The sequence below is a fragment of the Paenibacillus bovis genome (assembly GCF_001421015.2).
GTDB lineage: Bacteria > Bacillota > Bacilli > Paenibacillales > Paenibacillaceae > Saccharibacillus > Saccharibacillus bovis.
Map to the genome: position 1 here is coordinate 5,018,241 of NZ_CP013023.1, position 25,304 is coordinate 5,043,544.

At 48.7% G+C, this 25,304-nt stretch carries 23 protein-coding genes; 9 read left to right on the forward strand and 14 right to left on the reverse strand.

Going from position 1 to position 25,304, the window contains the following annotated elements; all coding sequences use genetic code 11:
* Nucleotides 1–90: 90 nt before the first annotated feature.
* Both AR543_RS21490 and AR543_RS21495 read left to right on the forward strand, forming a co-directional pair.
* Nucleotides 91–1,254 carry an ROK family protein gene (locus tag AR543_RS21490; RefSeq protein WP_060536357.1) on the forward strand — a complete coding sequence of 388 codons (1,164 nt, stop codon included), beginning with the start codon at nucleotides 91–93 and terminating at the stop codon, nucleotides 1,252–1,254.
* Between the two features lie 202 nt (nucleotides 1,255–1,456).
* Entirely contained in the window at nucleotides 1,457–1,681 is a 225-nt protein-coding gene (locus AR543_RS21495; RefSeq protein WP_060536358.1) for a hypothetical protein, read from the forward strand.
* A gap of 224 nt (nucleotides 1,682–1,905) precedes the next feature.
* On the opposite strand, the gene AR543_RS21500 is transcribed toward AR543_RS21495, so the two are convergent.
* Entirely contained in the window at nucleotides 1,906–2,256 is a 351-nt protein-coding gene (locus AR543_RS21500; protein ID WP_060536359.1) for a hypothetical protein, read from the reverse strand.
* A 409-nt stretch (nucleotides 2,257–2,665) separates the two neighbouring features.
* On the opposite strand from AR543_RS21500, the gene AR543_RS21505 reads away from it, so the two are divergent.
* Complete coding sequence (locus AR543_RS21505; RefSeq protein WP_017814281.1) at nucleotides 2,666–2,863, forward strand: hypothetical protein; 198 nt, start codon at nucleotides 2,666–2,668, stop codon at nucleotides 2,861–2,863.
* A 135-nt stretch (nucleotides 2,864–2,998) separates the two neighbouring features.
* Nucleotides 2,999–4,117, forward strand: coding sequence for a hypothetical protein (locus tag AR543_RS21510; protein WP_060536360.1), 1,119 nt, complete (start codon nucleotides 2,999–3,001; stop codon nucleotides 4,115–4,117).
* Between the two features lie 323 nt (nucleotides 4,118–4,440).
* Here AR543_RS21510 and trxB read toward each other — a convergent pair whose 3' ends face one another.
* The 6 genes from trxB to kduI form a co-directional block, all read right to left on the reverse strand.
* Nucleotides 4,441–5,382, reverse strand: a complete 942-nt coding sequence (trxB, locus tag AR543_RS21515) for a thioredoxin-disulfide reductase (protein ID WP_060536361.1) — start codon at nucleotides 5,380–5,382, stop codon at nucleotides 4,441–4,443.
* 381 nt (nucleotides 5,383–5,763) lie between these two features.
* On the reverse strand, nucleotides 5,764–6,576 hold the full coding sequence (locus AR543_RS21520; protein WP_060536362.1) for an SDR family NAD(P)-dependent oxidoreductase: 813 nt from the start codon (nucleotides 6,574–6,576) through the stop codon (nucleotides 5,764–5,766).
* A gap of 240 nt (nucleotides 6,577–6,816) precedes the next feature.
* Complete coding sequence (locus AR543_RS21525) at nucleotides 6,817–7,686, reverse strand: sugar phosphate isomerase/epimerase family protein (RefSeq protein WP_060536363.1); 870 nt, start codon at nucleotides 7,684–7,686, stop codon at nucleotides 6,817–6,819.
* Between the two features lie 33 nt (nucleotides 7,687–7,719).
* Nucleotides 7,720–8,472: a 2-dehydro-3-deoxy-D-gluconate 5-dehydrogenase KduD gene (gene kduD / locus AR543_RS21530; protein ID WP_060536364.1), complete on the reverse strand. Its 753-nt coding sequence runs from the start codon at nucleotides 8,470–8,472 to the stop codon at nucleotides 7,720–7,722.
* A gap of 53 nt (nucleotides 8,473–8,525) precedes the next feature.
* A complete protein-coding gene (locus AR543_RS21535) occupies nucleotides 8,526–9,293 on the reverse strand; it encodes a DeoR/GlpR family DNA-binding transcription regulator (protein ID WP_060536365.1) in 768 nt (255 codons plus the stop codon).
* Nucleotides 9,294–9,424: 131 nt separating this feature from the next.
* Entirely contained in the window at nucleotides 9,425–10,255 is an 831-nt protein-coding gene (gene kduI / locus AR543_RS21540) for a 5-dehydro-4-deoxy-D-glucuronate isomerase (protein WP_060536366.1), read from the reverse strand.
* A 276-nt stretch (nucleotides 10,256–10,531) separates the two neighbouring features.
* Here kduI and AR543_RS21545 point away from each other — a divergent pair, with 276 nt between their 5' ends.
* From AR543_RS21545 to galU, 5 genes are all read left to right on the forward strand, one after another.
* Nucleotides 10,532–11,209: a response regulator transcription factor gene (locus AR543_RS21545; RefSeq protein ID WP_060536367.1), complete on the forward strand. Its 678-nt coding sequence runs from the start codon at nucleotides 10,532–10,534 to the stop codon at nucleotides 11,207–11,209.
* Nucleotides 11,206–12,831 (forward strand): sensor histidine kinase, encoded by a 1,626-nt coding sequence (locus AR543_RS21550; RefSeq protein WP_060536368.1) that lies wholly within the window; start codon nucleotides 11,206–11,208, stop codon nucleotides 12,829–12,831. Before AR543_RS21545 ends, AR543_RS21550 begins: the two co-directional genes overlap by 4 nt.
* Nucleotides 12,832–13,343: 512 nt before the next feature.
* Entirely contained in the window at nucleotides 13,344–14,336 is a 993-nt protein-coding gene (locus AR543_RS21555) for a glycosyltransferase family 2 protein (protein ID WP_060536369.1), read from the forward strand.
* A complete protein-coding gene (locus tag AR543_RS21560) occupies nucleotides 14,323–14,700 on the forward strand; it encodes a GtrA family protein (RefSeq protein ID WP_060536370.1) in 378 nt (125 codons plus the stop codon). The genes AR543_RS21555 and AR543_RS21560 overlap by 14 nt, the downstream gene beginning before the upstream one ends.
* A 94-nt stretch (nucleotides 14,701–14,794) precedes the next feature.
* Complete coding sequence (gene galU / locus AR543_RS21565; protein ID WP_060536371.1) at nucleotides 14,795–15,685, forward strand: UTP--glucose-1-phosphate uridylyltransferase GalU; 891 nt, start codon at nucleotides 14,795–14,797, stop codon at nucleotides 15,683–15,685.
* Between the two features lie 263 nt (nucleotides 15,686–15,948).
* On the opposite strand, the gene cyoD is transcribed toward galU, so the two are convergent.
* The 7 genes from cyoD to AR543_RS21600 form a co-directional block, all read right to left on the reverse strand.
* Complete coding sequence (gene cyoD, locus AR543_RS21570) at nucleotides 15,949–16,290, reverse strand: cytochrome o ubiquinol oxidase subunit IV (RefSeq protein WP_017814268.1); 342 nt, start codon at nucleotides 16,288–16,290, stop codon at nucleotides 15,949–15,951.
* Between the two features lies 1 nt (nucleotide 16,291).
* Nucleotides 16,292–16,903: a cytochrome o ubiquinol oxidase subunit III gene (gene cyoC, locus AR543_RS21575; RefSeq protein WP_017814267.1), complete on the reverse strand. Its 612-nt coding sequence runs from the start codon at nucleotides 16,901–16,903 to the stop codon at nucleotides 16,292–16,294.
* A complete protein-coding gene (locus tag AR543_RS21580; RefSeq protein WP_060536372.1) occupies nucleotides 16,903–18,879 on the reverse strand; it encodes a cbb3-type cytochrome c oxidase subunit I in 1,977 nt (658 codons plus the stop codon). The genes cyoC and AR543_RS21580 overlap by 1 nt, the downstream gene beginning before the upstream one ends.
* Before the next feature lie 93 nt (nucleotides 18,880–18,972).
* On the reverse strand, nucleotides 18,973–20,007 hold the full coding sequence (gene qoxA, locus AR543_RS21585; RefSeq protein WP_017814265.1) for a cytochrome aa3 quinol oxidase subunit II: 1,035 nt from the start codon (nucleotides 20,005–20,007) through the stop codon (nucleotides 18,973–18,975).
* A 266-nt stretch (nucleotides 20,008–20,273) separates the two neighbouring features.
* Nucleotides 20,274–20,558, reverse strand: a complete 285-nt coding sequence (locus AR543_RS21590; RefSeq protein ID WP_227871796.1) for a hypothetical protein — start codon at nucleotides 20,556–20,558, stop codon at nucleotides 20,274–20,276.
* Between the two features lie 270 nt (nucleotides 20,559–20,828).
* The gene (locus AR543_RS21595) at nucleotides 20,829–22,172 is read right to left on the reverse strand and encodes a GH1 family beta-glucosidase (RefSeq protein ID WP_060536373.1); all 1,344 of its coding nucleotides are present in this window, start codon (nucleotides 22,170–22,172) and stop codon (nucleotides 20,829–20,831) included.
* Nucleotides 22,173–22,679: 507 nt separating this feature from the next.
* On the reverse strand, nucleotides 22,680–25,265 hold the full coding sequence (locus AR543_RS21600) for a glycoside hydrolase family 95 protein (RefSeq protein WP_060536374.1): 2,586 nt from the start codon (nucleotides 25,263–25,265) through the stop codon (nucleotides 22,680–22,682).
* Nucleotides 25,266–25,304: the final 39 nt, after the last annotated feature.

Genomic DNA, 25,304 nt, shown 5'->3' on the forward strand with positions numbered 1-25,304 from the left:
AATCGTTTACATCGTTATCCTAACATATACAGAATACTTTGTCTATTCATTAAACAAAGTCTTAAAAAATCGGCTAAAGGGGTATTATTCATGAAAATTACTGGAGACCAGGCACTCGTCAAACGTATCAACAAGTCGCTCGTACTGGACAGCATCCGCCAGCATGCACCATTGTCCCGTACCAGCGTCTCCCGGCTCACCGGGCTGAACAAGGCAACCGTCTCCAATCTGGTGCAGGAACTGATCGATGATCAACTGGTGCTGGAATCCGGTGAAGGCCAGTCCAGCGGCGGTCGTAAGCCGCTCATGCTGGAATTCAACCGGACAGCCGGTTATGCTGCTGGTGTAGAGCTAACCGTCAATGAACTGACGATTGTACTAACCGATCTGGAAGGCGAGATTATCGCGCGGCAGATGATGCCGCTGCAGGATCACCAGGTATCCACGACACTGGAGCTGATGCAGCAGATGATGACCCGGTTGCTGACCGAGGTGCCTGCCTCTGTGCATGGACTAATCGGGATGGGCGTTGGTGTGCCTGGTATGGTCGATGCGCTTGGCAATGTGCTCTTCGCACCCAATCTGGGCTGGGAAGGTGTGCCGCTGCGCGTGGAGCTGGAGCAGCTGTTCGGACTGCCAGTTACGATTGATAATGAAGCCAATGCCGGCGCGATTGGCGAGCTGCAGTTCGGTGCGGGACGGCATGTACGCAATCTGGTCTATGTCAGTGTAGGTATGGGGATTGGCTCCGGTATTATTATTGACGGTGAGCCGTACAAGGGAGCTCGTGGTTATGCCGGGGAAACCGGTCATATGTCAGTCGAGGCGTACGGTCTGCCCTGCTCCTGCGGCAGCCGCGGCTGCTGGGAACTATATGCTTCGGAACTGGCTTATGATCATGCGCTTCGTGATCCGCTGCTCGACAGTACGACCGCTTACTGGGTACAGCAGGCAGAATGGGACGAACCGGAAGCCATCGAGCTGTTTCGGCGGATCGGAGAATATCTGGGGATCGGAATTACCAATCTGGTCAATAGCTTCAACCCGGAGGTGGTTATTATCGGCGGTCATATGCGTCAGGCGCAGCCGTGGATTGCACCGCATGTACAGACAGTTGTCTCCCAGCGTACCCTTCCCTATCACCGGCAAAAGCTGGTCATCCAGTATTCCGAGCTTGGCGATCAGTCTGCCGTAATCGGTGCCGCATATGCCGCTATTTCACAATTTCTGGGACGGGTGCGAGTATCCGTGTAGTATCGCGGGTTCCGGGTTGTGCCTGCTCTGTTCCTTTCTTATATTAGGATCACGCAACAGAATAAATTTCTCCTCTGTCGTATAGCCATGCTGACGGATTGCTGATTGTCTTTCTTCCAAATCTGTAGTATTCTAACAGCGTTAGAACCTAAGGTTATCAGCAGTACCGTAACATCAATACACTCATGAGGAGCTGAAAGCTATGGAAAAGATGTGTATGCAAATGATGATGGGTATGTGTATGGAAGACATGATGAGCAAGATGAACAACATGAAGATGATGATGGAAATGTGCAGCAAAATGGACATGAACATGAAGGATATGGGTATGAATACCGACATGATGATGACCAAGCTGCAGGAATGCGATGAGATGATGACCAATATGATGACGATGATGCGCGATATGAAACAAGCCAGCATGTAATTCACAATAGAATGTGAATACAGGCTGGCTTGTCATGTACAAGAAGATATATAGGGAGCCGTCTGCTGGGGCAGATGCGGCTCTCTTTTTTTATTTGTTATTGCATCATTTGCGATGTGAACGGTGTCTGCCTATGGTTATGCCGATTATAGGCAAGTAGCAGCTGCAGGTGCTGGCAGGCAGATAGATTATGCCTGGTTATACTGATGCGATTCTGTCAGGGTCTAGGGACAGGATTGCTCAGGGCTGTCCTGCTCTGTCGTCTCGGACTGGATCTGGCGGGATACATGGATGCGCTGAAGCTTGAGCTCCCACCACTGCTGAAGCAGCTGTTTTTTGGTCGGCTCATCGGTGCTGTGGCGAATATCTTGATACACTTGTATTAATTTATAATTGATACGGTCAAATTCTCTCCATAGATTCTCGGTAATCGCCCAATCGCTGGATGTATTCCAGTGAGACAGGCTGTCGAGAATCTCTTGCTGCCATTCCAGGTCGCCGAGCTGGATCGCATAATTCAGCAGATCCAGATAATCGTCATTGCGTTCTGATATTATTTCCTGAATACGATTCACAGTCATTCACACCTTTGCTTTCTTTTATACCGAGTATTATACTCGGAATATAGGCAAATACAATAGTCTGGCTATGTGATTATGCTGCAGCCGGTTATAGATTTATTGAATACATACATCGGTGCTTCTTGTTTTGTCTATAGATGATCCTGAAAATGATCAGGGGACTTGGCTATAGATCATACCGGTCACGACATCGACACAGACAGAGTAGCGAACCATACATGCTCACTCAATTGCTTAAAATTTGACGTAAAATCGCCTTATTTAGGATGAACCAGATTCGGCATTTTGATCTATAATTTCGTTATTGGTAATTGTAGGATATTCAAAAAAGGCTATCACGGCCACTATACAAACATATAAATAGATAGAGATCAACCATTTGTGAAACGGAGAGAAAGCGACCATGAATTTCTGGGGAACTGCCGACATTTCGCTGCCTTTTTACTTTATGATGTTCTTATTCGCGCTCATCATTTTCCCCCTGCTCAGTCTGGGTGTGTTTAACTTCTCTCAGGCCAAGCGAAAAAAAGGCATGTCTTTGTTAATGGCCGGTTTGGGAATATTTCTGATTTTTCAGGCCATATCAAGTGTCTGGTTTTAGTATGGAAGATGTAAATGCCATTCATTGGCATAATGTAGACAATAACGTATAATCCAGATAAAGCCAGTGACTCCCTATGGGCCACTGGCTTTATTTTATATAATTTTTCATATACATAATGTAAGGAGAATAGATATGCAAAAGATATCGGTATCTCTGCCTCCGCTGCATCCGGACCTGGGCACCATGATTGCCTGGTGCGCTGTCCCTGTTGCTACCGGAGAACAGCCGCTGCTGCTGGCATTTAATGAGCAGGCAGAGCTGTGGCAGATTGAGCTATTTACCGGACAGACTCGGCTGATTAGCCAGGTTGAATTACCGGCATTCCAGCCGGCTTATCCGGTTCAATTGATCGTTAGCCCATGTGGACGTGCCGCTGCTGTCTCCAACCGGTTTGGCAAATATGCGGTTGTGATTGAACTAGCCTCGGGCAATACGCTACTGTCACTGGAGCGCGGAGAGTATCACTACGACAAGTCTGTGTACCCTCTGGCTTTTATTATGAAAAAGGAACAGCTACTGCTGGTGTATGGGACAGATTGGAATCGGCTGGAGCTTATATCTCTTTTGCCGAAAATCCAGCCGCTCAGCGACCGGGATATCCCGGTTTCTCAATCAGAAGAGCAGGCAGCCAAAGCCAACGAACATTATTTGAATTATTTTCACGGGGAACTGTATGTCTCACCGGATGGGGAGTATATCGCTGAAACTGGCTGGGTATGGGCACCTGTTGGTGTTAGTCGAATCTGGAGTAGTACGGCTTGGCTAAACAACGTGTGGGAGTCCGAAGATGGCGCTTCGCTCGATTCCATCTGGTATCCGCTGATTGACTGGGATCTCCCCATGGTATGGCTGGATTCTGAACGGCTGGCAATCTGGGGCCGGCTGGATGAGGACTTGTTGGAAGAGGAAGATTGGGGACAGGAAGAGACACAGTCTGCAATTCTAATCTATAATGCTCGGCAGCGTGCTCGTCATGCGGTCATTACCAACGTCCCGGACTTTCTAACTTCTACAAATCTGCCTGATGTATTTGTCTATCCGCAAGCGCAGCTGGCTGTCTCCTCTACCGGCAAGCTGTTTGCCTGGGGACGCGAGGTGGATATGCAGGCATGGGATCTCTCTACCCTGCAGCCGGAGCCGCTGGATAGCCCATTCCAACCAGATCTGTATCATCCACAGGCTGATTTATTTCTCAAATTTGAAAAAGGTCTCATAGAGGCGTGGCAGTATGTAGCCACTGGAAAAGAATAAACAAACGTAACCAGCTATATCGGACGAATTTTATTATCGTTTATACAGGAAAACACAAATAAAAAAACTTCCCACCAAAACGTCCGACACCAAAGTTTTAATGGAAACGCTCCAAAAAATTGGCAATAGAAATTGCTGGCAGGAAAATTCCCTACGAGAAAAGCTGTCGGTTACTCTTGCTTGCCATTACTATTCGTTACTATTACCAATCTTTATTTAATTGTATGAACTTTGAATTTGAAAAACCAAAAAAGCTGCCTGAGTAAATCGGGCAGCTTTTGAAGTTATATTCAATTCATTAATTATCTGGTCAGCTCATCGCATTACAGAGTGACTGCGGCATGCTCCAGTGCTTCGATATATTTCTCTGCATCCATCGCTGCCATACATCCGCTGCCTGCAGCAGTGATGGCCTGGCGATACTTGGTATCCTGCACGTCACCACAAGCGAATACGCCAGGGATATTGGTCTCGGCAGTGCCCGGTGTAGTCACGATATAACCGTTCTCGTCCGTAGTGATCTGTCCGCCGAGGAAGCCGGTGTTCGGATGGTGACCGATCGCTACGAATACGCCGTGAGCCGGGATGACTTCTTCCTCGCCTGTTGCATTGTTGAGCACTTTCAGACCGGTCACACCCATATCACCTGCTACTACTTCAACCGGCGTACTATTCAACGCCCACTCGATTTTCTCGTTGGCACGTGCGCGATCCTGCATGATTTTGGAAGCACGCAGCTCGTCACGACGGTGAACCAATGTGACTTTGGAAGCAAAACGGGTCAGGAAACTGGCTTCTTCCAGCGCAGAGTCTCCGCCGCCGACAACGATGATTTCTTTATTCCGGAAAAAGAAACCGTCACAGGTCGCACAGGTACTTACACCGCGGCCGATATTGTCCTGCTCGTTCGGGATACCCAGATACTTGGCTGTTGCACCGGTAGAAATGATCAGCGTCTCGGTAACGATCTCGCCTTTGCCTTCGACCTGCAGCTTGAACGGACGTTCGGACATGTCTACACTGTTTACCCAGCCGGTAAAGAATTCGGCGCCAAAGCGCTCGGCTTGTTTGCGCATATTATCCATTAGTTCAGGACCCATAATACCTTCCGGGAAACCGGGGAAGTTCTCGATCTCTGTAGTCGTGGTCAGCTGTCCACCAGGCTGTGGTCCTTCGATAACGAGTGGGCTCATGTTGGCACGAGCCAGGTAGATCGCAGCTGTCAGTCCCGCAGGACCAGTACCGATAATAATAGATTTGTACATGTGAATTCCTCCATATATATTATAATTTCGGTGCTGCTGCATCACCTGCTGTCTGCAATGACAACATTGGAAGTGATAAGACAGACACCCTTTGCCTCATAAAATAAAAGTATTATCTTACTACATTATTACTATGTTTATTATAGAATCTGGAAGTTATCTTTATTATACATGCCGTTAATTAAATTGTATACAATTTATTTGTTTTGAAGATATGTTTATTATGATTCCACTCGCTTCTCTAGTCAAATGAAGTTTTGATGAAACGCCAAAAAGATGAATTCTCCGGTCTCCCGTGGAATTCATCCTTTATCTGATTTCTATTCATCTATAAGGATATGAATGCAGTGAGTAGCTGTTATATATTAGTCATGTTGTTCATTAATCGTAGACTTTACCCCAGCCATAACCCGCTTCTTCCGACACATCCTCCGGCATGCCTGGCAGAATCAGTCCGCCATCCACGCGTAGATTGATACCTGTAATATAAGAAGCTTCGTCGGAAGCGATCCAGGCGATCGCTTCTCCGATATCTGCCGGTGTGCCCATACGCCCGAGCGGAATCTTTTTGCCGAGTGGTTCCTTGAGTGGGTCCTGTTCCAGACGATTGACTGTAGCTCCCGGTGCAATACAATTGACACGTATGCCATGCGGCGCCAGCTCCAATGCAATCGAAGCGCAGGAGCGGATCAGTGCAGCCTTCATACCGCCATAGATACTGTCACCCGGATAAGCTCGCTCGCCGCGGGAGGAAGTAATATAGATGATATTCCCCTGGATATTGCGCTCGATCATCGCCTGTGCGGCATAGCGTGTAGCCAGAATCGGTGCGCGATAATCCAGATCGATCATCTGGTTCATCTGCTCTCTGTCAAGCTCGATCAGTGGCTTCATCGTGCCTCCGCCGGAATTGTTGACCAGCAGATCCAGTCGGCCAAAATGCTCTACCGCCTGGCGAATGGTCGATTCCACTTCATCCTGCCGGGTCAGATCGCTTTGAATGGTAAAGGGATCTGCTCCGTAAATATGGGCCAGCTCCTGGGCTACAGTCTCCATATCCTCTTCGTCCGAATGATAGGTTAGAGCGAGTCGATAGCCTTTTTGGGCCAGTACTTTGGCAATTCCTCTTCCGATTCCGATCGCTGCTCCGGTGACCAATGCGACTTTACGATGATCCTGTGGTGATTGCGTCATAGTCGTCTCCTCCCAGGGGAATAGTATGTTCATCATTACCCCTGGGGCACGCCCATAAACGGACATGAATTATTCAATCGTCTATCCAGCGTTTGCAGCAGCAGGCTTTTCCTGAACGGGACAGATGTGCCTTACAGGAAGCCGAAAAGCCATATGACTATGCTGGCAACTAGCAGCAAGTATATCGTGTACTCTTTTATCTACTATTCGCTTCTCCGTTATCCCTATAGCTTTTTCTTTTTATCCCGTAACCGATGCCTGACGCTTGTCCAGCGTCTCCTGCCAGATGCGGCGCATATAGAGGGAAGCCTCCGGTAGCTGTTCTTTGGTTACGCCTTCCAGTGAGATATCGATATGCGGCTTGTACTGCTGCAGCAATTCAAAAAAGTACGGGTAATCCAGTATACCGGTGCCTGCCAGGCATTCCTGCTTGATACCATCCTCGGTAAATCGGATATCCTTGGCATGGATCAGAATAATCCGGTCGGCCAGTTTCTCGAATACACCGCGCAGAAAAGCCTGCTGATCGGCTACAAATTCGGTCTTCATCATATTGCAGGGGTCAAACAGCATACCGACGGTAGGCGAAGGTACTTCCTCGATCAGCCGCTCCATCAGCTCGGCGGTATGCAGCGTATGGACCGCTACGGGCTCGATCGCTATATGTACGCCCCATTTTTCCGCTTCTTCCGCGAGCTCGGATACGGTATCCCGCAGGGTATTCCAGCCGACTTCCTGATAGCTGTCCGGATAACCCTGCTGATACGTAGTGAGAGAGCCGGTCTCTGTCGCTACCATACTGCAGCCAAAATCGCGGGCATAACGCAGATGCTCCTTGAACCGGTTAATCTCCTGGCGCCGGATAGCCGGGTCCGGATGTACCGGATCAATATAACAGCCCAGCACCGAAATACGTATCCCCTGCCGCTCAAACTGCTCGGCGATCATATGACCGAGTCCCGGACTTAATTTGCCGGTTGATGTATCCACGTCCGAGATCGCTTTGGCCAGAGCCAGCTGCACACCGGTAAATCCACCCTGTGCGACTCTGGCAGCCAGATCGGCGACGGGCTGCTTGCCGTATAGATGAGATAATACTGCCTGTCTCAAAAGGACACCTCCGATTCTGAAATGCAATCTCTGTTAACGTGCCATCCATCCGCCGTCTACACATAAAATATGTCCATTCAGATAATCCGAAGCTTCGGAAGCCAGGAAGACGACCGGACCCTGCATGTCTTCTGCCTTACCCCAGCGTCCTGCCGGAATACGTTCGGTAATCGCATCGAACCGTGCCTGATCAGCCACGATTGGAGCGGTATTATCCGTCATCATATAGCCGGGAGCAATCGCGTTGATCTGGATGCCTTTGGATGCCCATTCATTGGCGAGCGCCTTGGTGATCCCGGCTACCCCGTGCTTGCTCGCAGTATATCCCGGCACATTAATTCCGCCCTGATAAGACAGCATCGAAGCCACACTGATAATTTTGCCGCTGCCGCGCTCGATCATATGACGACCTACGAGCTGGGACAGATAGAATACCGTCTCCAGATTGATATCAATGACATCGGCAAAGTCTTTCCATGCATGATCGACAGCCGGTGTACGGCGGATAATCCCTGCATTGTTGACCAGAATATCAATATGTCCCTTGAAGGCCAGAGCCTGCTTCACTACATCTTCCAGCCGATCATGCTGGCTCAAATCCGCTTCGATCGAATGCGCTTCTCTGCCCAGATCCCGGACTTTTCTAACTGTATCGTCGCTGCTAGAGTAGGAGACACAGACGATATCCGCGCCTGCTTCCGCAAGTCCCAGAGCCATGCCCTGTCCCAGTCCTCCGCTCGCGCCGGTTACCAGTGCTACCTTGCCGCTCAAATCAAATGCTTTCATCCCTGTTCATCCTCCTGTAATGGAATAGCTTTGTTAACAACTGAGTGATGGAATCATGATAGTGCATCTGCCTGATCCAGCGAGATACCGGCCTGACGGAACTGCTCCGCCTGCTCTATGGATAATCCGCTGTCTGTAATAATACGATCCAGTTCCTGACAACCTGCAAACGTCCAGAGTGCAAACTGTCCGAATTTCTGATGGTCGATCACGCCGTACACATGTTGGGCGGTCTCGACCAGCGCTTTTTTGAAAGGAACCAGATCGCCGGTATAGATCGATAAGCCAAATTCCGGATGTAGCGCGGTGGAAGAAACAAAGGCTTTGTGAATATTCAGCCCCCGTACATATTCAATCGCCTGGCTGCTGACCAGCATATTGCGGTTGCGTTCGCCGCCGGGAACAACCAGGCGGATCTGCTCCCTTTTAGCCAGCTCACTGAGAATAAACAGATCATTCGTTACCACCGTTAGCGGGATTGCCGGCAGTCTGCGGGCGATCTCCAGCGTAGTGCTGCCTCCGTCCAGCGCGATAATATCATTGGGCTGAATATAATGCAGCGCCCGCTCGGCGATCTCCGCTTTTTCCGGCATATGCTTGGTATTTACGCCCTGCCCGGACAGGATACCATACTGATCATTTTGAGCCAGTACAGCACCTCCATGTACACGGACCAGCAGGCCCATTTCTTCCAGTTTGGCCAGATCCTCACGGATCGTTTTGCCGGTTACATGGAGTGTATCGCTAAGTTCGCCTACCGTAATCTCCTGGCTGGCGATCAATATTTCCATAATTCGTTCATGCCGTTTGAGTGCGCTCATCCTGACCCCCGTCCCTTCCAGTATCGATTGTATTCGTTATGATTCTGTGCAGCACCATCTACTGGACGCATGTTCAGAGCTCATTACAAATACAATATGTTCATTTCTGTGCACTGGAATGGTTTTTGGGTTTATTTTAAATCCTTCATGGCTACTGCGTCCATATCATCGAATGTTTGATTCTCGCCGGCCATCGCCCAGCAGAACGTATAATTGCTCGTACCTACTCCACTGTGAATCGACCAGCTCGGCGAAATGGCAACCTGTCCGTCACGCATAACGAGGTGCTTGGTCTCCTGCGGTTCGCCCATAAAGTGGAATACCACTGCATCTTCCGGCAGGTTAAAGTACAGATATACTTCTGAACGACGGTTATGGGTATGAGAAGGCATCGTATTCCACATATTGCCCGGTGCCAGTTCGGTAATACCCATGACCAGCTGACAGCTCTGGATACCGCCCTGGTGAATGTATTTGTAGATCGTACGTTCATTGGATGTTTTGATATCGCCCAGATGGCTTGGGGTTGCGTCTTCTTTGGTTGCTTTGGTCGTTGGATAGGCTTTGTGTGCCGGTGTGGACACAAAGTAGAATTTGGCCGGCTCGCTGCCACCGCTCGCAAAGCTGACTTCCTTGGTTCCAAGCGATACATACAGACATTCAAAAGCGCCAATTTCATACTTTTCTCCATCGGCTGTTACCGTTCCGGCTGCACCGATATTGATAATACCGATCTCGCGACGCTCCAGGAAAAAGTCGGTACCAATATCCTTGAGATTCACTTCCAGCTTGATCTCGCGGGAAGCGGGAACGGCTGAACCGACGATATAACGATCCACATGGCTGTAAACGGTTACAAGTTCATCTGTAGCAAACAGGCTCTCAATCAGAAACTCTTCGCGCAGACGGGCAGTATCAAATGTTTTTACATCATTCGGGTGGGATACATAACGGTTTTCCATAATATTCATCCTCTCGGTAGATGGGTTATCGTATAAGCCTAGTGACTGTTTACGTTTATATAAGTTCATTTTAGTTCATATTGTTCGTTTTGAAAAGAGGTTTGTTCACTTTATTTCTTTTTTATTCCAGACTGCTGTTCATATATTCTACATATTCCTGTGATACGATGGATAAAGATATGAGCAAAAGCCGATATAGCTATAGATTCTGCTTATAACAGCATAATTGTATGTTCAACTTAAAAAGTGAGATGACCACTTAAAGGAGCGTTAATGATGGTACGTATTCTAATTGCTGATGATGATGCATCCATACTGGAATTGATTTATATGTATTTGACCCGTGAGGGGTATACTGTGCACCGGGCACGGGATGGCCGGGAAGCTTTTGACATGCTGAGTGACGGTAAATGGGACCTGATTATTCTGGATGTAATGATGCCGCATATGGATGGCTGGGAGCTGTGTATGGATATCCGCCGTTATTATGGAGATGTGCCGATCTTGCTCGTAACCGCAAAAGGAGAAGCCGAAGACAAAATCAAAGGCTTCCGGCTCGGTACCGATGATTATCTCGCCAAGCCCTTTGTACCGGAAGAATTGGTCATGCGGGTAAAAGCATTGCTGCGACGGTACCGCATTTTTGCGGGTGAATCGCTGACGATCGGCAATGTCAGACTGGATGCTTCTACCAAAGAAGCCGATATAGGCGGCACTTTGCAATCCCTTCCTGCCAAGGAATTCGAGCTGATCTACACGCTCGCCGGATTCCCCGGACAGATCTTTACCCGGGACCAGCTGATCGAGAAAATCTGGGGTCACGATTATGACGGGGATGAGCGTACGGTAGATGTGCATATCAAGCGGCTGCGCGACCGATTCTCCGAAGAGAATGGGTTTGTAATCCAGACGATTCGGGGAATCGGATACCGGATCGAGGTGAAAATGGATTGAAAAATATCTACAGCCAGTTGGTGCTGACCTTTATCCTCGTGATCGTCGCCAGCTTCGTAGTTACTCTGCTGCTATCTGACTGGGTATTCCAGCGTCAACAGGTGAACTTTGTGGAAGACCGGATTCTTACAGATGCGCGAGCAATGGCGGATATCCAGTCTTCTCTGCCGGAATCCATGATGCAGAAGTATCTGGACAGCCAGGGCGGTCAGCTGCAGATCGTTGTTGTCGGAGAAAATGGCTCGGAGTACCGCTCTACCGGCGATGGTCCCGGCGGTCCTCCCGGATTGTCTTCTTCTCCTTCCTCTACGAACAGCAGCAACACTTCGCCTTCCCGTACTGCGCAGCAATCGGATGAGTCCGAAAGTTCTTCTTTACCAGCAGCTACCGGAAATGACAGTCAGCTATCTGCTGACCGTTCTTCTTCGGCAGCTCCGGCATCGGGCAATGGCGGTAATGGCAATCCACCTCCGGATAATGATCCGGCAGGACAATGGGTAATTCCCGAGCAAGTACAACAGCTGGTGCTGAAGGGTCAGACGTATCATCCGGCTAATTCGCAGGATAACAAGGCTCCCGGTGTACCGAGCCTGAATTTCTTTTTCAATACTAAATCGTCCGAGGATAAAACACCGCGATATGTAGGCGTACCGTTTGAACGAAATGGCGAGCATTATGCACTTTTTGTGCGTCCTTCTCCCGGTCACTTTGTGAATCAGTTCAACAACTGGATGATTCTGGTACTGTCGGTCATGCTGGTCACAGGTGTACTGTTGTTCCTGTTCGCCGCCAGACTGATTGCCCGCCCGATCAACAAGCTATCCGAAGCGACCCGTCTCGTCGCCCAGGGAGACTATAGTGTGCGCGTTAATCTCAAGCGCAGGGATGAGATTGGAGAACTGGGTAATAATTTTAACCAGATGACCAGCCAGCTGTCCAAGATCGAAGCGATGCGTCAGGAATTCGTCTCCAATGTATCGCACGAGATCCAGACACCGCTCACCTCGATTCGCGGATTCGCAGGTGCTTTGCGGGATAGCGCTACCGAGGAACAGGTACGGCATCTACAGATTATCGAGCAGGAAAGCGAACGTCTCTCCAAGCTGAGCAGCAATCTGCTCAAACTGGCCTCTTTGGATGTGGTCAAGCTAAATACACGTCCGTTCCGGCTGGATGAGCAGATACGGATGTCTGTCGTGTCCTGCGTTCCGATGTGGATGGCCAAGCAGATTGATCTATCGGCCGATCTGGACAAAATCCAGTTTACCGGTGATGAGGATCTGCTCAGTCAGGTATGGATGAATCTGCTGTCCAACGCGATCAAGTTCACGCCGGATCATGGAAATATCTATATTACACTGACCCAGGATGAGCAATGGATTCAGGTGTCGGTGCAGGATACCGGCTGCGGGATTACCGAAGAGCATCGGCAGCATATTTTTGAACGCTTTTACAAAGCGGATACATCCCGTAACTCGGCTACAGGAGGCAATGGACTCGGCTTGTCGATCGTCCACAAAATCGTTGGTCTGCATGGCGGACGTATCGAGGTGGACAGCGCTCCGGAGCAGGGGACAATCATGAGAGTGTATTTACCGGGAGATGCGGGAACAACCGTATAAACCGATTGCTCTTCTATTGCTCTTCTATTGCTCTTCTATTGCTCTTCTGCTGGTACTCTGCTGTTGCTTGATGGATGCGTATAACCTGGGATATCAGAGATTTTGTTAGCCATATTGGGAAGGGAACAACCCTTCCTTTTGCAAAAATAGGCTTGATTATTTCAAGCGGAATATTTTTAAAAAAAGACGCCAAACCCCTTGCCAGTAAAGGAGTTAGCGTCTTTTTTTATCTTCTTTTACGGTAATATTCAGCGGTCTTTAAGGCAACGTTCATTTATTGTTCATATTGCATTGTTATATTTTTTACATAAACTACTGGTCTTGTTGATCATGCTTCTGTACTTGCAAAATGAATGCTCTGCCTTATTCGGGTATAGCCTACTCCGGCAATCCGGCAGGCGGTGTACAAAACAGATAAAAACAGATAGATCAACAGAACAACTGACGGAATAGACGCTTGGGATGCTACAACACGATAAATACAGCTTGTGATTGATAAGGAGGAAAAGAATATGCGATACTCGATTGTCGTTCCGGTGTATAACGAGGAAGCTGTCGTATTTGAATGCTATCGCCGCCTGACCGAAGTAATGAGACAGACACGGGAAAGCTATGAACTGATTTTTATTAATGATGGAAGCCGGGACCAGACCTCTTCGATGGTTAGCCAGCTATGCAGCAGCGATCCGGCAGTGAAGCTGATTGAATTTTCCCGTAATTTTGGTCATCAGATTGCGATTACGGCAGGAATGGATCATGCACAGGGCGACGCTATTGTCGTGATTGATGCCGATCTGCAGGATCCGCCTGAGCTGATTCTGGAGATGATCGGGAAATGGAAAGAAGGCTACGATGTTGTCTACGCCACACGCGCCGAACGCAAAGGCGAGACCGGATTCAAAAAATGGTCGGCGGCTGCCTTTTACCGGACACTCAACAAGCTGAGCGATATTGATATTCCGCTCGATACCGGTGACTTCCGCCTGATCGACCGCAAAGTATGCGAAGCGATGAAAAGCCTCAAGGAAACGAACCGCTTTGTACGTGGTCTGGTGAGCTGGGTGGGATTCCGCCAGACCTCTATCTCCTACGTACGGGAAGAACGCTTTGCCGGCGAGACCAAATATCCTCTGAAAAAAATGCTCAAGTTTGCTTCGGATGCCCTGGTGGCTTTCTCCCTGAAGCCGCTGCGGCTGGCCAGTATACTCGGTAGTATTATCTCTGTATTCAGTTTTGTTTATTTGTTGTTCGTCGTCGGGCAGAAGCTGCTGCACTTCTCTACAACGCCCGGCTGGGCATCGGTAATCGCCTGCATTCTGTTCCTTAATGGTATTATGCTGATCATCCTCGGGGTAATCGGCGAATATATCGGCCGGATTTATGATGAGGTCAAGCAGCGCCCATTATATCTGGTACAGGAGACCAAGAATTTCAGTCAGGAGCAGCAGCGTCCTGTCAGTGAACAACGCCCTATGATCCAGGAACAGCGCTATGTTGGTTTCTAAGCTGTTTGCCAGTCAGGCAGTACGATTTGCTGCAGTAGGCGTCTCCAATACAGCCATAGATTTTATCGTCTTTATGCTGCTGCACCATCTGATCGGTGTCGCTCCTGCGCAGGTGATCAGCTATGCTGCCGGTACGGCCAACAGCTATTTCTGGAACCGGCGCTGGACGTTTGAACAGGGCAAGGGCTGGAATATAGGCGAGCTGCTGCGCTTCCTGCTGGTAAATGGTATCGTCGCAGCAATCACGACTATCGCTATCAGCTTTATGTCGGCAGTGATTCCAGTCTGGATCGCCAAAGTAGCCGTTACACTGCTGGGACTTATCATTAATTTTGGCTTCAGCAAATTGTGGGTATTTCGTTAAGCATCAAGTGGACAGCGACAGAACTTCTCCGCTGTCCCTTTTTATACACTTCTGACCATTTGGCACAATACAATCATCAAGGAGGCATTTATCTATGAAAGTACGTAAAGCGATTATTCCTGCAGCTGGCCTGGGTACACGCCTGCTGCCTGCAACCAAGGCGCAACCCAAAGAAATGCTTCCGATCGTCGACAAACCGGCTATCCAGTACATTATCGAAGAAGCGGTTGCCAGCGGTATTGAATCCATATTAATCGTAACCGGACGCGGCAAGCGCTCGATCGAAGATCATTTTGACCATTCGATTGAACTGGAGCTTGATCTGGCTTCCAAAGGCAAAACTGCTCTGCTGGAGCAGGTTAACCTTATTTCCGAAATGGCAGATATCCATTACATCCGCCAGAAAAAGCCGCTCGGCCTCGGTCATGCGATTCTCTGTGCACGCCAATTTGTCGGTAATGAGCCTTTTGCCGTGCTGCTGGGCGATGATCTGATCGTGCATGAAGAGCCTGGTCTCAAGCAGCTGCTTAACCAGAATGTCTATCCGTCGACAGCCATTGTAGGGGTACAGCATGTACCGTATGAGCATACGAATAAATACGGCATCGTCGCACCTTCTGCTGTATCCAGTACACCGTATTCGATTATCCCGGTCAGCGATATTGTAGAGAAGCCGAATGTGGAAGATGCTCCCTCCGATCTGGCAGTAATCGGTCGCTATGTACTGCCACCGGAGATTTTCGATATTCTGGAAGACACTCCGCCAGGCAAAGGCGGCGAAATCCAGCTGACCGATGCGATCTCCCGTCTGCCACATCTGGCCGCATTGGAGATTCAGGGTAACCGCTATGATATTGGCGATCCACTTGGTTATGTTAAAGCTACACTGGAATTTGCTTTGAATCGTCCGGAGCTCCGTGAGGAGATCGAGAAGTACTTGCAGGATAAGTATCAGCCTGCTTATATGAACAGTGTTCTGTCCTGAACAAGCTCGATCACAATGTACCAGGCTTATCCTACTTATAGCTTATTAAGCCGAGATTGGGTCAATTGCTCTTACTTGTTCGAAAATGATTTATTCTTATAGATCACCCTTCGGATTCCAGACCATCCAGACATAACAAAAAAGCTCTTCTGCGGTATCAGCCTCCCTTCTCTCGAAAGGGAAAGCCAACTTGCAGAAGAGCTTTTATTGTATTTCTATACCTGTTCCATAACTGCTTGAGCTATCAAACAGGATCACTCGAATTAGTAACCTACGCCGTTGTAAGTCATGATCCAGATCGAACCGGATACGACTACCAATACGATAGCCAGACCGAAGATCAGAGCCATAACGTTCCAGCGCGGTTGGTTACCCTGACGCTCGCGTACGTGCATGAAGAAGAACAGCTGTACAACGAACTGCAGAATCGCTGTAATCATAATGACAAAGATCGTAGGAATCGGATCCATCATATGATTCATAACGACAACCAGTGGAATAATGGTCAGTATAATCGACAGGATGAAGCCGATGATATAAGACTTCAGTGAGCCATGTGCATGAGCTTCGTCATGTCCGTGTGAATGGTTGGAATGATTCGCCATGTTACATCACCCCCATCAGATATACGACCGACAGCAGGAAGATCCATACTGCGTCCAAAAAGTGCCAGTACAAGCTGATTACGTTGATTTTACCGCGTGTTACATCGTTAATACCACGACGGGACAGTTGGATAATCAACAGCAGCATCCATCCCAGACCCATAGAAACGTGAAGTCCGTGCGTTCCTACCAGTGTAAAGAAGGAGCTCAGGAATGCACTTCCGGAGAAGCCATGGCCTTCATGGATCAGTTTGGCAAACTCATCTACTTCCAGGTAGATAAAGGCAGCACCCAGAATCCATGTTACAACGAGCCAACCGATCAATTGTTTTACTTTACCTTTGTTCATTGCCAGAACAGCCAGACCACTTGTAAAACTACTGGTCAAGAGGATGAATGTCTCAGCAATAACACCCGGCATTTCGAAAATATCAGCACCGCTCGGTCCGCCTGCCGTGTTGTGGTGAAGCACCACATACGTAGCAAACAGCGTACCGAACAGAATAACGTCTGTGATCAGGAAGATCCAGAAGCCAAGCATTTTTAGCTCTTGCGGATCATGATGTCCATGATCGTGATGACCATGATCATTCTGTGATACGGCTTGTGCCATTAAAGTGTCCCCCTTAATGAAGCCTCAGTCTTTTCTACTTCTTCAGCAGGGATGTAGAAGCCTTCATCATCGTTCATGGAACGCGCAACCAGACATGCCAGGACGCCTGCAAGACCCAGGACTGCCATCCATACCCAGTGGAACGTGAATCCGAAACCAGCGATGAAGAAGAAAGTAGAAAATACAATCGGTATACCCGAGTTACTAGGCATGTGAATTGGTTCGTATTTCGGCTTCGCATCTTTCTTCGGAAGCTTGCCGGCAGCACGACGCTGCTTCTCAACCCACAGCGGATCTCTGCTGTCCACTACAGGTGTAATTGCAAAGTTATACTCTGGCGCCGGGGAAGGAATAGTCCATTCCAGCGTATGAGCATCCCAGATATCGCCTGTTGTATCTTTTTCGCGATACTTGAAGCTGTAGGCAATCTGGATTGCCTGGAAGATAAATGCGATACCCATCAGGTATGCACCGACTGTAGATACCACGTTCAGTGGTCCCCAGCCTGTATCCCAGTCAAACGTACTTACACGACGAGTCATACCCATCAGACCAAGCAGGTATTGCGGCATGAAACATACGTAGAAACCGATGTTCCAGAACCAGAAGGACCATCTGCCCAATGTCTCGTTCAGCTTGAAGCCGAACATTTTTGGCCACCAGTAGTACATACCGGCGAAGTAACCAAATACGACACCACCGATCAGAACCTGGTGGAAGTGGGCAATCAGGAAGTAACTGTTGTGATACTGGAAGTCAGCAGGCGCAACCGCCAGCAGAACCCCTGTCATACCACCGACGATAAAGGCCGGGATAAAAGCAACCGTCCACAGCATCGGCAGATCGAAGCGAATTCGTCCGCGATACATCGTAAACAGCCAGTTAAAGATTTTAACCCCTGTCGGAATCGCAATCAGCATCGTCGAAATCGCAAAGAATGCGTTGACGTCTGCACCGGAACCCATTGTGAAGAAATGGTGAGCCCAGGTGAAGAATGATACGAAAGCGATGATCATCATGGCAAATACCATGGATGTGTAACCAAACAGCTTTTTACGGGAGAATACGCTGACGACTTCGGAGAAGATACCGAACGCCGGCAGAATAACAATGTATACCTCAGGGTGACCCCACATCCAGATCAAGTTGATATACATCATCGGATTACCGCCGCCATCGAGCGTGAAGAAGTGCCCTCCTGCAAAACGGTCAAGGAACAGCAGTGCCAGTGTAACAGTCAAAATTGGGAATGCAAAAATAATGATTACACAAGTTGCAAATACCGACCATGTGAACATCGGCATTTTCATCATTGTCATGCCTGGTGCACGCATTTTGATGATAGTTACCAGGAAGTTGATACCTGTTGCCAGGGAACCGATACCGGAGATCTGAATACCCCAGATATAGAAGTTCTGTCCAGGCCCTGGATTAAATTGAAGTTCCGAGAGCGGCGGATAACTCAGCCAGCCCGCATCCGGTGAACCACCGATTACGAACGACAGGTTAAACAGCATCGCACCCAGGAAGAACAGCCAGAAGCTGAGTGAGTTCAGGAATGGGAATGCGACGTCACGTGCACCAATCTGAAGAGGTACAACGACGTTGAACAAACCGAACATAAATGGCATCGCCATAAAGAGGATCATAACTACGCCGTGCGTAGTAAATACCTGGTTATAGTGCTCGGGATGCAAAAATTCGAAATTCGGAATCGCCAGCTGTGTCCGCATCATAAGAGCATCGACACCGCCACGGAACATCATGATGATCGCAGCGAGGATATACATGATACCGATTTTCTTGTGATCGACAGTAGTCAACCAGTTACGCCATAACCATTTCCATTTCTTGAAATAGGTTAGTCCCGCAAAGATCGCGATCGTTACCAATGCGATGGATACGTCTGCACCGTAAATCAGCGGGTCACCGGTGACAAAAAATTCTGATGCAAACTGTTTAATATTCTCGAGCATCGGGGAGCTCCTTTCACTGTCTTTATACGCTCCGCTTACCGGTACACTGCCTCACGATCGGCAGCCTATCTGCAAGCGGAACCTTGATCAAACCTAGTTGTTTGAGCCTTCCTGAGTGTCTGTACCCAGTCCGTCATGCTCATTGTTGGATTTGGTGTCTGTACCCATATCGCTCTGCCCCTGTTCACTTTCCTTCTCATTGATTTCCGTTTGAGGAGTGGTGTGAGTTGCACGGTTGCTGGTATCAGCCAGACCGCCAGGCAGGTATTTGGTTACGAGTTGTTGGAACAAATTATCCGGGAATGAGGAGAAGCTTTGCTTTTCAGCAGTTCCTGGAATCGCCAGTGATTGGTAAGTTTCCATTGTCATTGGCTTGGACTCGGATTTGATTTTCTCTACCCATGCACGATAATCGGCATCGGATACAGCATTTACATCAAATCTCATATCGGCAAAGTGCTCACCGCTAAAGTTCGCTCCTGAACCGAAATAGGTTCCCGGATGATCGGCCTGCATGTACAGGGTCATCGCCATACCGGACATCGTGTAAATCTGACCGGCCAGCTGCGGTACCCAGAAAGAGTTCATCGGCGCATCGGCTGTCAGTTCAAAACGGATTGGTGTATCTTCCGGAATTGTCACGGAGTTCACAGTGGCAATATTTTCTTCCGGGTTAAAGAACACCCATTTCCAATCCAGTGAAACAACCTGGATAGTGACTGGTTTCTTCTCGGACTTGAGAGCCACGGAAGGTTCCAGGGCATACGTGTAACGAACAGTTACGACAGCCAGTATAAAGATAACAACGATCGGAATGCCCCACCAGATGGTTTCAAGCAAATTGTTGTGGCTGAAATCCGGATCGTATTTGGCCTTTCTGCCTGGCTTGTCACGATACCTCCATACAATAATAAAAGCAATTATTGTCGTCGGCACGATAACGATTGCCGTCAGAATCGTAGAAATGACGATTAAGTCCCGCTGTCCTTCTGCAATAGGTCCTTTCGGGTTAAGAACGAAATAGTTGCCTGTACCGGCAAACAACGCCCAAACCGTCAGGGCCAGTGACAGAACGGTCACAATCAGAACAACCCATTTCATAAGGCGCGAACCTGGTTTTTTGCTCATCTTGATCCCCTTTCTCACATAACGCTTATGACGTTCATAATATTGAAACCACACATTCCTATGTTAACACTAAGTGTGCTTTTTGCGTATCCATAGGACGTGTAAATTTCGGTTTTTTTTAGCTTGTTAACAAATCTGTCAATTTATTAGCAAGCGGAAGTGAATGTTTTCACATTATTTAAAGATTAACATATATTTACTCCGTAAAAAAGCCCCTTCAAGAACAAATTCTCAAAGGAGCTGCTATTTAATTGTAAGCAGGACAGTTAGTCTTCTTTGATTCCGTCCTTGCCTTCGTCGCTTCGTGCCTGCATCGAACCGAAGGATTTACCAATAAAGTAAATAAACGTTGCTGCTACGAGACAGCCAATTCCGCCCATCAATCCCATATTGTTGTCATTAAACGGCTGAAGATTGAAAATGATCAAAAAGACACCTACCGCACATACCACCCATGATACGATGGTGAGCGCTCTGCTCATTGCGTAAGTATTATGTCTTGGTGAATGATTGCGGGGCGAATTGGAATGCCCTTTGCTGTTAGTAGCCATATCTTCCACTCCCCTTTCATGATTGTGATTCTGGTCCGTCTACCGGTTAGTTTGTTCATAGTAGCGTTTGTATGACGTTAGTATGATATAGAGCTTATTACCACAAAAGCATGGGTTTGATTCGCTTTACCTGCTTTTCCCTTAAAATATTTGGTAACTTGGCATCAAATGAACCGGAAAAGCCGGCATTTCGCGGCTATAGGCACAGACCTATCTGCGAAACGCCGGCTTTTTGAATACCGACCCGAACTAACAACTATATTTATGCAATCAGCGTGTCTCCATCCAGTTGTTGCGAACTACATTCTGATACCAATAGTAGCTTTCTTTTGGTGTGCGCTCTAGCGTACGGAAATCGACATGGATCAATCCAAACCGCATCTTGTAGCCTTCTGCCCATTCAAAGTTATCCATCAGCGACCACGCCATATAACCCTTGAGCTGAATACCATCATTGATTGCACGGTGTACCTGCGCAATATGCTGCTGCAGATACTGGGTGCGCAGCGTATCATTGACCATTCCGTCTACGGGGCCGTCATTTACACAGGCGCCATTCTCGGTAATGTAGATATCGACATTACCGTATTTTTGCAAATAGTGCAGTACATCATACAGACCGGTTGCATCGATCGGCCAGCCGATATCGGTCTTGAACAGCCCCATATCTACCTCTTCGCTCTGCAGATAGCCGGCTTCCGGATGATAACGATTCACCGATGGATGATAGTAGTTAATGCCGAGCAGATCAATCGGCTGGGCAATTATCTCCATATCTCCATCCTGTACCGGCGGCTGCGCACCTGCCTGCAGGAACCATTCATACAGAGAATCCGGATAGCTGCATTTGTAGATCGGATCGAGGAACCAGTCGGCATAGACTTCGATGTTACGGTCGCAGGCTGCGCGATCTTCCGGGCTTTTGCTGTACGGAACCGCCCAGGCTACATTCGGTGCAATCCCGATCTGACCTTCGAGCTGCATATCCCGGAACAATTTTACGGAGTGGCCGTGAGCGACGAGCAGATGGTGACCTACATTCAGCGCGATCTGCAGATCCTGGTTGCCCGGCGCATGCTTGCCTTCCAGATTGGACAGGAAAGCAATACACCACGGCTCATTAAAGGTAAGCCAGAATTTGATTTTACCGGAGAACTCACGGAACATTACTTCTGCGTATTTGACAAAAGCATCTATTGTACGGCGATTCTCCCAGCCACCATCATCCTGCAGCGTCTGCGGCAGATCCCAGTGGTACAGTGTACAGAAAGGAACAATGCCTGCATCCAGCAGACAGTCAACGAGCCGATGATAGAAATCGATTCCTTCCTGATTCACTTCTCCATCGCCATCCGGAATAATACGTGACCAGGCTACCGAGAAGCGGTAAGTCTGGATGCCCAGCTCTTTCATAAGCAGAATATCTTCTTCATAGCGATGATAGCTGTCGCAGGCAATATTGCCGTTATGTCCATCAAACACTTTACCCGGTGTATGTGCAAAGGTATCCCAGATCGACAGGCCGCGTCCGCCTTCCTGATAAGCGCCCTCGATCTGATAGGCTGCGGTAGCTGTACCCCACATAAAGTCTTTGGGAAATTGGAAAATAGTCATGTTTTGTGCCTCCTGTATGGTGGTTGGGTAGAATATTCCTTTATCCTGTTTTCGACTGTGCTGCTGGAGTCGAAAACAGGTATACGCTTACATTTGCTTACATTATAGTGTAGCGATGAAGCTTCTAAAAGGATGTAACTTATGTTTCATGGTACGGAAATTCAAGGACTTTACGGGGTGCGTTGTCTGACTGCTATAGGCATCATCCACTTCGGAAAGGTATAAGAGCACGCCCTCCGGTTAAGCCTGGAGATCTTTTACTTGGAAAAGGGAACGAAGATCTCCAGGCTTAAATGTCGGTTGTTGCTCTTATTTCCTTTCCTGCGTTCTGTGCTTGGAGCTTGGTGGTCGTTTTGCAGGTTTGTTGCAGAGTCTTTAGTAATTTTGTAATCGCTTTGTTGATGTACAGGTCTATGAATTTGTAAGTTATTGGTTTTGCAGGTTTGTACATTTAATGAGGTTAGGGGATAACAGATGTTATTACTGTGCTGATAGACGTTGACGTCATTATAATATTTGTACCTCCAGTGTATAGCGTTGCCCTGCTTTCATGGGCAGTTCCAGCCGGTGTTCATCGGAATGCTTGGCTACAGTCGATTTTGCTGGAGTTATTTGGGTTTGAGTTGAAAATATGGCTTTCTCCTTTAGAGTAGCTGAGACAGGGCTATGCTCTGACAGCATGAGTGCTGTTGGAGAGAGTATGCTGCATACGGTATCGTTATCCGATACGATGATGGCAGATACCAGTTCGCCTTCTTGCCAGTTCAGATCGACGGTGTATCCGCCGCGGGCGCGCAGGCCGGTTACTTTGCCATTGGACCAGGTTTTTGGCAGGGCGGGCAGCAGATGTAGTTCATTCAGATGACTTTGCAGCAGCATCTCGGCGATACCGGCAGTTCCGCCAAAGTTGCCATCGATCTGGAAGGGAGGATGGGCATCGAACAGATTCGGATAGGTGGAGCGTGCCAACAGTGTATGCACAAAATGATACGCCTGTTCTCCATCGAGCAACCGGGAATACAGATTGATCAGCCAGGCACAGCTCCATCCGGTATGACCCCCTCCATGGGCAATCCGTCGTTCCAGCGAGATACGTGCGGCTTCTACCAGCTCCGGTGTCTCATAGCGGTTAATTTCCCGTCCGGGATACAGTCCGTACAGATGGGATACGTGCCGATGACCTGGTTCATATTCTTCATAATCTTCATACCATTCCTGCAGCTGTCCATGCTGTCCGATATGGAAAGGATACAATCGGTTTGCTGCTTCCTGCAGCTGAGCAGCCAGCTCCTCGTCGCTTCCCAGCAGCGCAGATGCTTCGATACAATGCATGAACAATTCGCGGATCAGTGTCATATCCATAGTGGAAGCCGCGGATGTGCTGCATGGCTGGCCGGAAGAGGTTTTGAATTTATTTTCCGGCGAAGTGGATGGTACGGTGATCAGGTAACCCTGTCTGTCCTCTACCAGCCAGTCCAGCGCAAATCTCGCCGCTTCCCGCATTACCGGATAGCCGGTCTCACGCAGGAATTCCATATTTCCAGTAAAAGCATAATGCTCCCACAGATGTGCACACAGCCACACTCCGCCCATCGGCCAAAATGCCCAGCTGGCGTCGCCACCTGTCGGAAGTGCCGATCTCCACAGGTCGGTATTATGATGTGCAGTCCAGCCGCTGGCACCATACCGCTGCTGTGCTACCTGACGACCGGTATGACTCAGCTCCTCGATCAGATCGAATAGCGGCTGATGACATTCGCCCAGACCGCATACTTCGGCAGGCCAATAATTCATTTGTACATTGATATTGGTCGTGTAATCACTGTTCCAAGGCGGCTGTACATGCGGATTCCAGATTCCCTGCAGATTGGCAGCCTGATCTCCCGGACGCGAGCAGGCAATCAGCAGATAACGTCCATAATGGAAATACAGAGCTTCCAGCTGAGGATCTATACTTCCCTGCCGGTACTGTTCCAACCGTTCATCTGTAGGCAGCTCAACCCTCTGACGTGTACTCTTGTCTTCGGCTCTATGCTGTTCCGCTAGGGAAGAGTACAGCTCCAGCTCTACCCGGTCAAACAACTGCTGATGATCCTGTTGATGAGCGGCTGTCAGTTCTGCCCAGCTGTATGCTGCCGCTTCCTGCAGACGCTCCGCACATTCTTCATCCAAATGGCGCCCTACACTCCCAGGCTGCCGGTCATACCCGTCAAAGTCAGTAACCGCCGCCAGCAACACAATCAGTTCGGCAGTATCCTTTACATAGAGTTGCCCATCCCGTATCTCCAACTGTCCTCCAGAGAGCTGTACACGGGCATGTACCTGAAAATGAATACCCTGCTGCTCCTCCTCCCGATAAGGATAGGACTTGTACCCATCCCGATAACGCTTCAAATCGGGAGCATCATCCGCATATGCTGCATCGAAACCAGCCTGGTCACACTCTAACTCGACACCTTCTCGATAATGTATTACATCAGGTTCTACCTCATACTTTTCCATATCCGGATATACATATCCGTGCATCCGCAATTCCTGCGACTCCAGATAAAGTTGATGCGGCTGTATGCTGCGCAGCCTGATTACCGCACTGAACGGTGTACCGTCCATGCTGCCCATTCGATAAGCCATTACCTGATGCGGACGGCTAACCAGCACTTCGCGCTGCATCGGTTGTCCATTCGTCGTCCAGTATGTACGTGCTATCGCTTCCCGGATATCCAGTTCACGATAATAGTCAGACAGTTCTCCCTCCGGGCTGATGTACTCTATCTCCAGATCGCCCAATGGCTGATAGGCTTCCACGTCTTTGCCCAGCATCCGTGTATTGATTTGTTCCTGCGCTTCGTCCAGTTGACCATCCAGAATCAGCTGCCGCACAGTATTCAGCTCGCCTGGATCACTGGCTGGTATATCCTGCTGCGGCCTGCCGGACCATAATGTATCTTCATTTAATTGAATCCGGTCGTTAAAGGCTCCGCCGAATACCATGCCTCCGAGTCGTCCATTGCCTATAGGGAGCGCTTCTTCCCATACACTCGCCGGACGGTTATACCACAATGACCACGGGGAATACTGCTTCGATGTATTCATGCCAACACACCTTTCTGTTCCACTGATTTCTACTATTAT

What these genes read in the sequence shown, in the direction of transcription:
- AR543_RS21490 (WP_060536357.1), top strand. Translation starts at nt 91, where the DNA reads ATGAAAATTACTGGAGACCAGGCACTCGTCAAACGTATCAACAAGTCG.
- AR543_RS21495 (WP_060536358.1), top strand. Translation starts at nt 1,457, where the DNA reads ATGGAAAAGATGTGTATGCAAATGATGATGGGTATGTGTATGGAAGAC.
- AR543_RS21505 (WP_017814281.1), top strand. Translation starts at nt 2,666, where the DNA reads ATGAATTTCTGGGGAACTGCCGACATTTCGCTGCCTTTTTACTTTATG.
- AR543_RS21510 (WP_060536360.1), top strand. Translation starts at nt 2,999, where the DNA reads ATGCAAAAGATATCGGTATCTCTGCCTCCGCTGCATCCGGACCTGGGC.
- trxB (WP_060536361.1), bottom strand. Translation starts at nt 5,382, where the DNA reads ATGTACAAATCTATTATTATCGGTACTGGTCCTGCGGGACTGACAGCT.
- AR543_RS21520 (WP_060536362.1), bottom strand. Translation starts at nt 6,576, where the DNA reads ATGACGCAATCACCACAGGATCATCGTAAAGTCGCATTGGTCACCGGA.
- kduD (WP_060536364.1), bottom strand. Translation starts at nt 8,472, where the DNA reads ATGAAAGCATTTGATTTGAGCGGCAAGGTAGCACTGGTAACCGGCGCG.
- AR543_RS21535 (WP_060536365.1), bottom strand. Translation starts at nt 9,293, where the DNA reads ATGAGCGCACTCAAACGGCATGAACGAATTATGGAAATATTGATCGCC.
- kduI (WP_060536366.1), bottom strand. Translation starts at nt 10,255, where the DNA reads ATGGAAAACCGTTATGTATCCCACCCGAATGATGTAAAAACATTTGAT.
- AR543_RS21545 (WP_060536367.1), top strand. Translation starts at nt 10,532, where the DNA reads ATGGTACGTATTCTAATTGCTGATGATGATGCATCCATACTGGAATTG.
- AR543_RS21555 (WP_060536369.1), top strand. Translation starts at nt 13,344, where the DNA reads ATGCGATACTCGATTGTCGTTCCGGTGTATAACGAGGAAGCTGTCGTA.
- AR543_RS21560 (WP_060536370.1), top strand. Translation starts at nt 14,323, where the DNA reads ATGTTGGTTTCTAAGCTGTTTGCCAGTCAGGCAGTACGATTTGCTGCA.
- galU (WP_060536371.1), top strand. Translation starts at nt 14,795, where the DNA reads ATGAAAGTACGTAAAGCGATTATTCCTGCAGCTGGCCTGGGTACACGC.
- cyoD (WP_017814268.1), bottom strand. Translation starts at nt 16,290, where the DNA reads ATGGCGAATCATTCCAACCATTCACACGGACATGACGAAGCTCATGCA.
- cyoC (WP_017814267.1), bottom strand. Translation starts at nt 16,903, where the DNA reads ATGGCACAAGCCGTATCACAGAATGATCATGGTCATCACGATCATGGA.
- AR543_RS21580 (WP_060536372.1), bottom strand. Translation starts at nt 18,879, where the DNA reads ATGCTCGAGAATATTAAACAGTTTGCATCAGAATTTTTTGTCACCGGT.
- qoxA (WP_017814265.1), bottom strand. Translation starts at nt 20,007, where the DNA reads ATGAGCAAAAAACCAGGTTCGCGCCTTATGAAATGGGTTGTTCTGATT.
- AR543_RS21590 (WP_227871796.1), bottom strand. Translation starts at nt 20,558, where the DNA reads ATGGCTACTAACAGCAAAGGGCATTCCAATTCGCCCCGCAATCATTCA.
- AR543_RS21595 (WP_060536373.1), bottom strand. Translation starts at nt 22,172, where the DNA reads ATGACTATTTTCCAATTTCCCAAAGACTTTATGTGGGGTACAGCTACC.
- AR543_RS21600 (WP_060536374.1), bottom strand. Translation starts at nt 25,265, where the DNA reads ATGAATACATCGAAGCAGTATTCCCCGTGGTCATTGTGGTATAACCGT.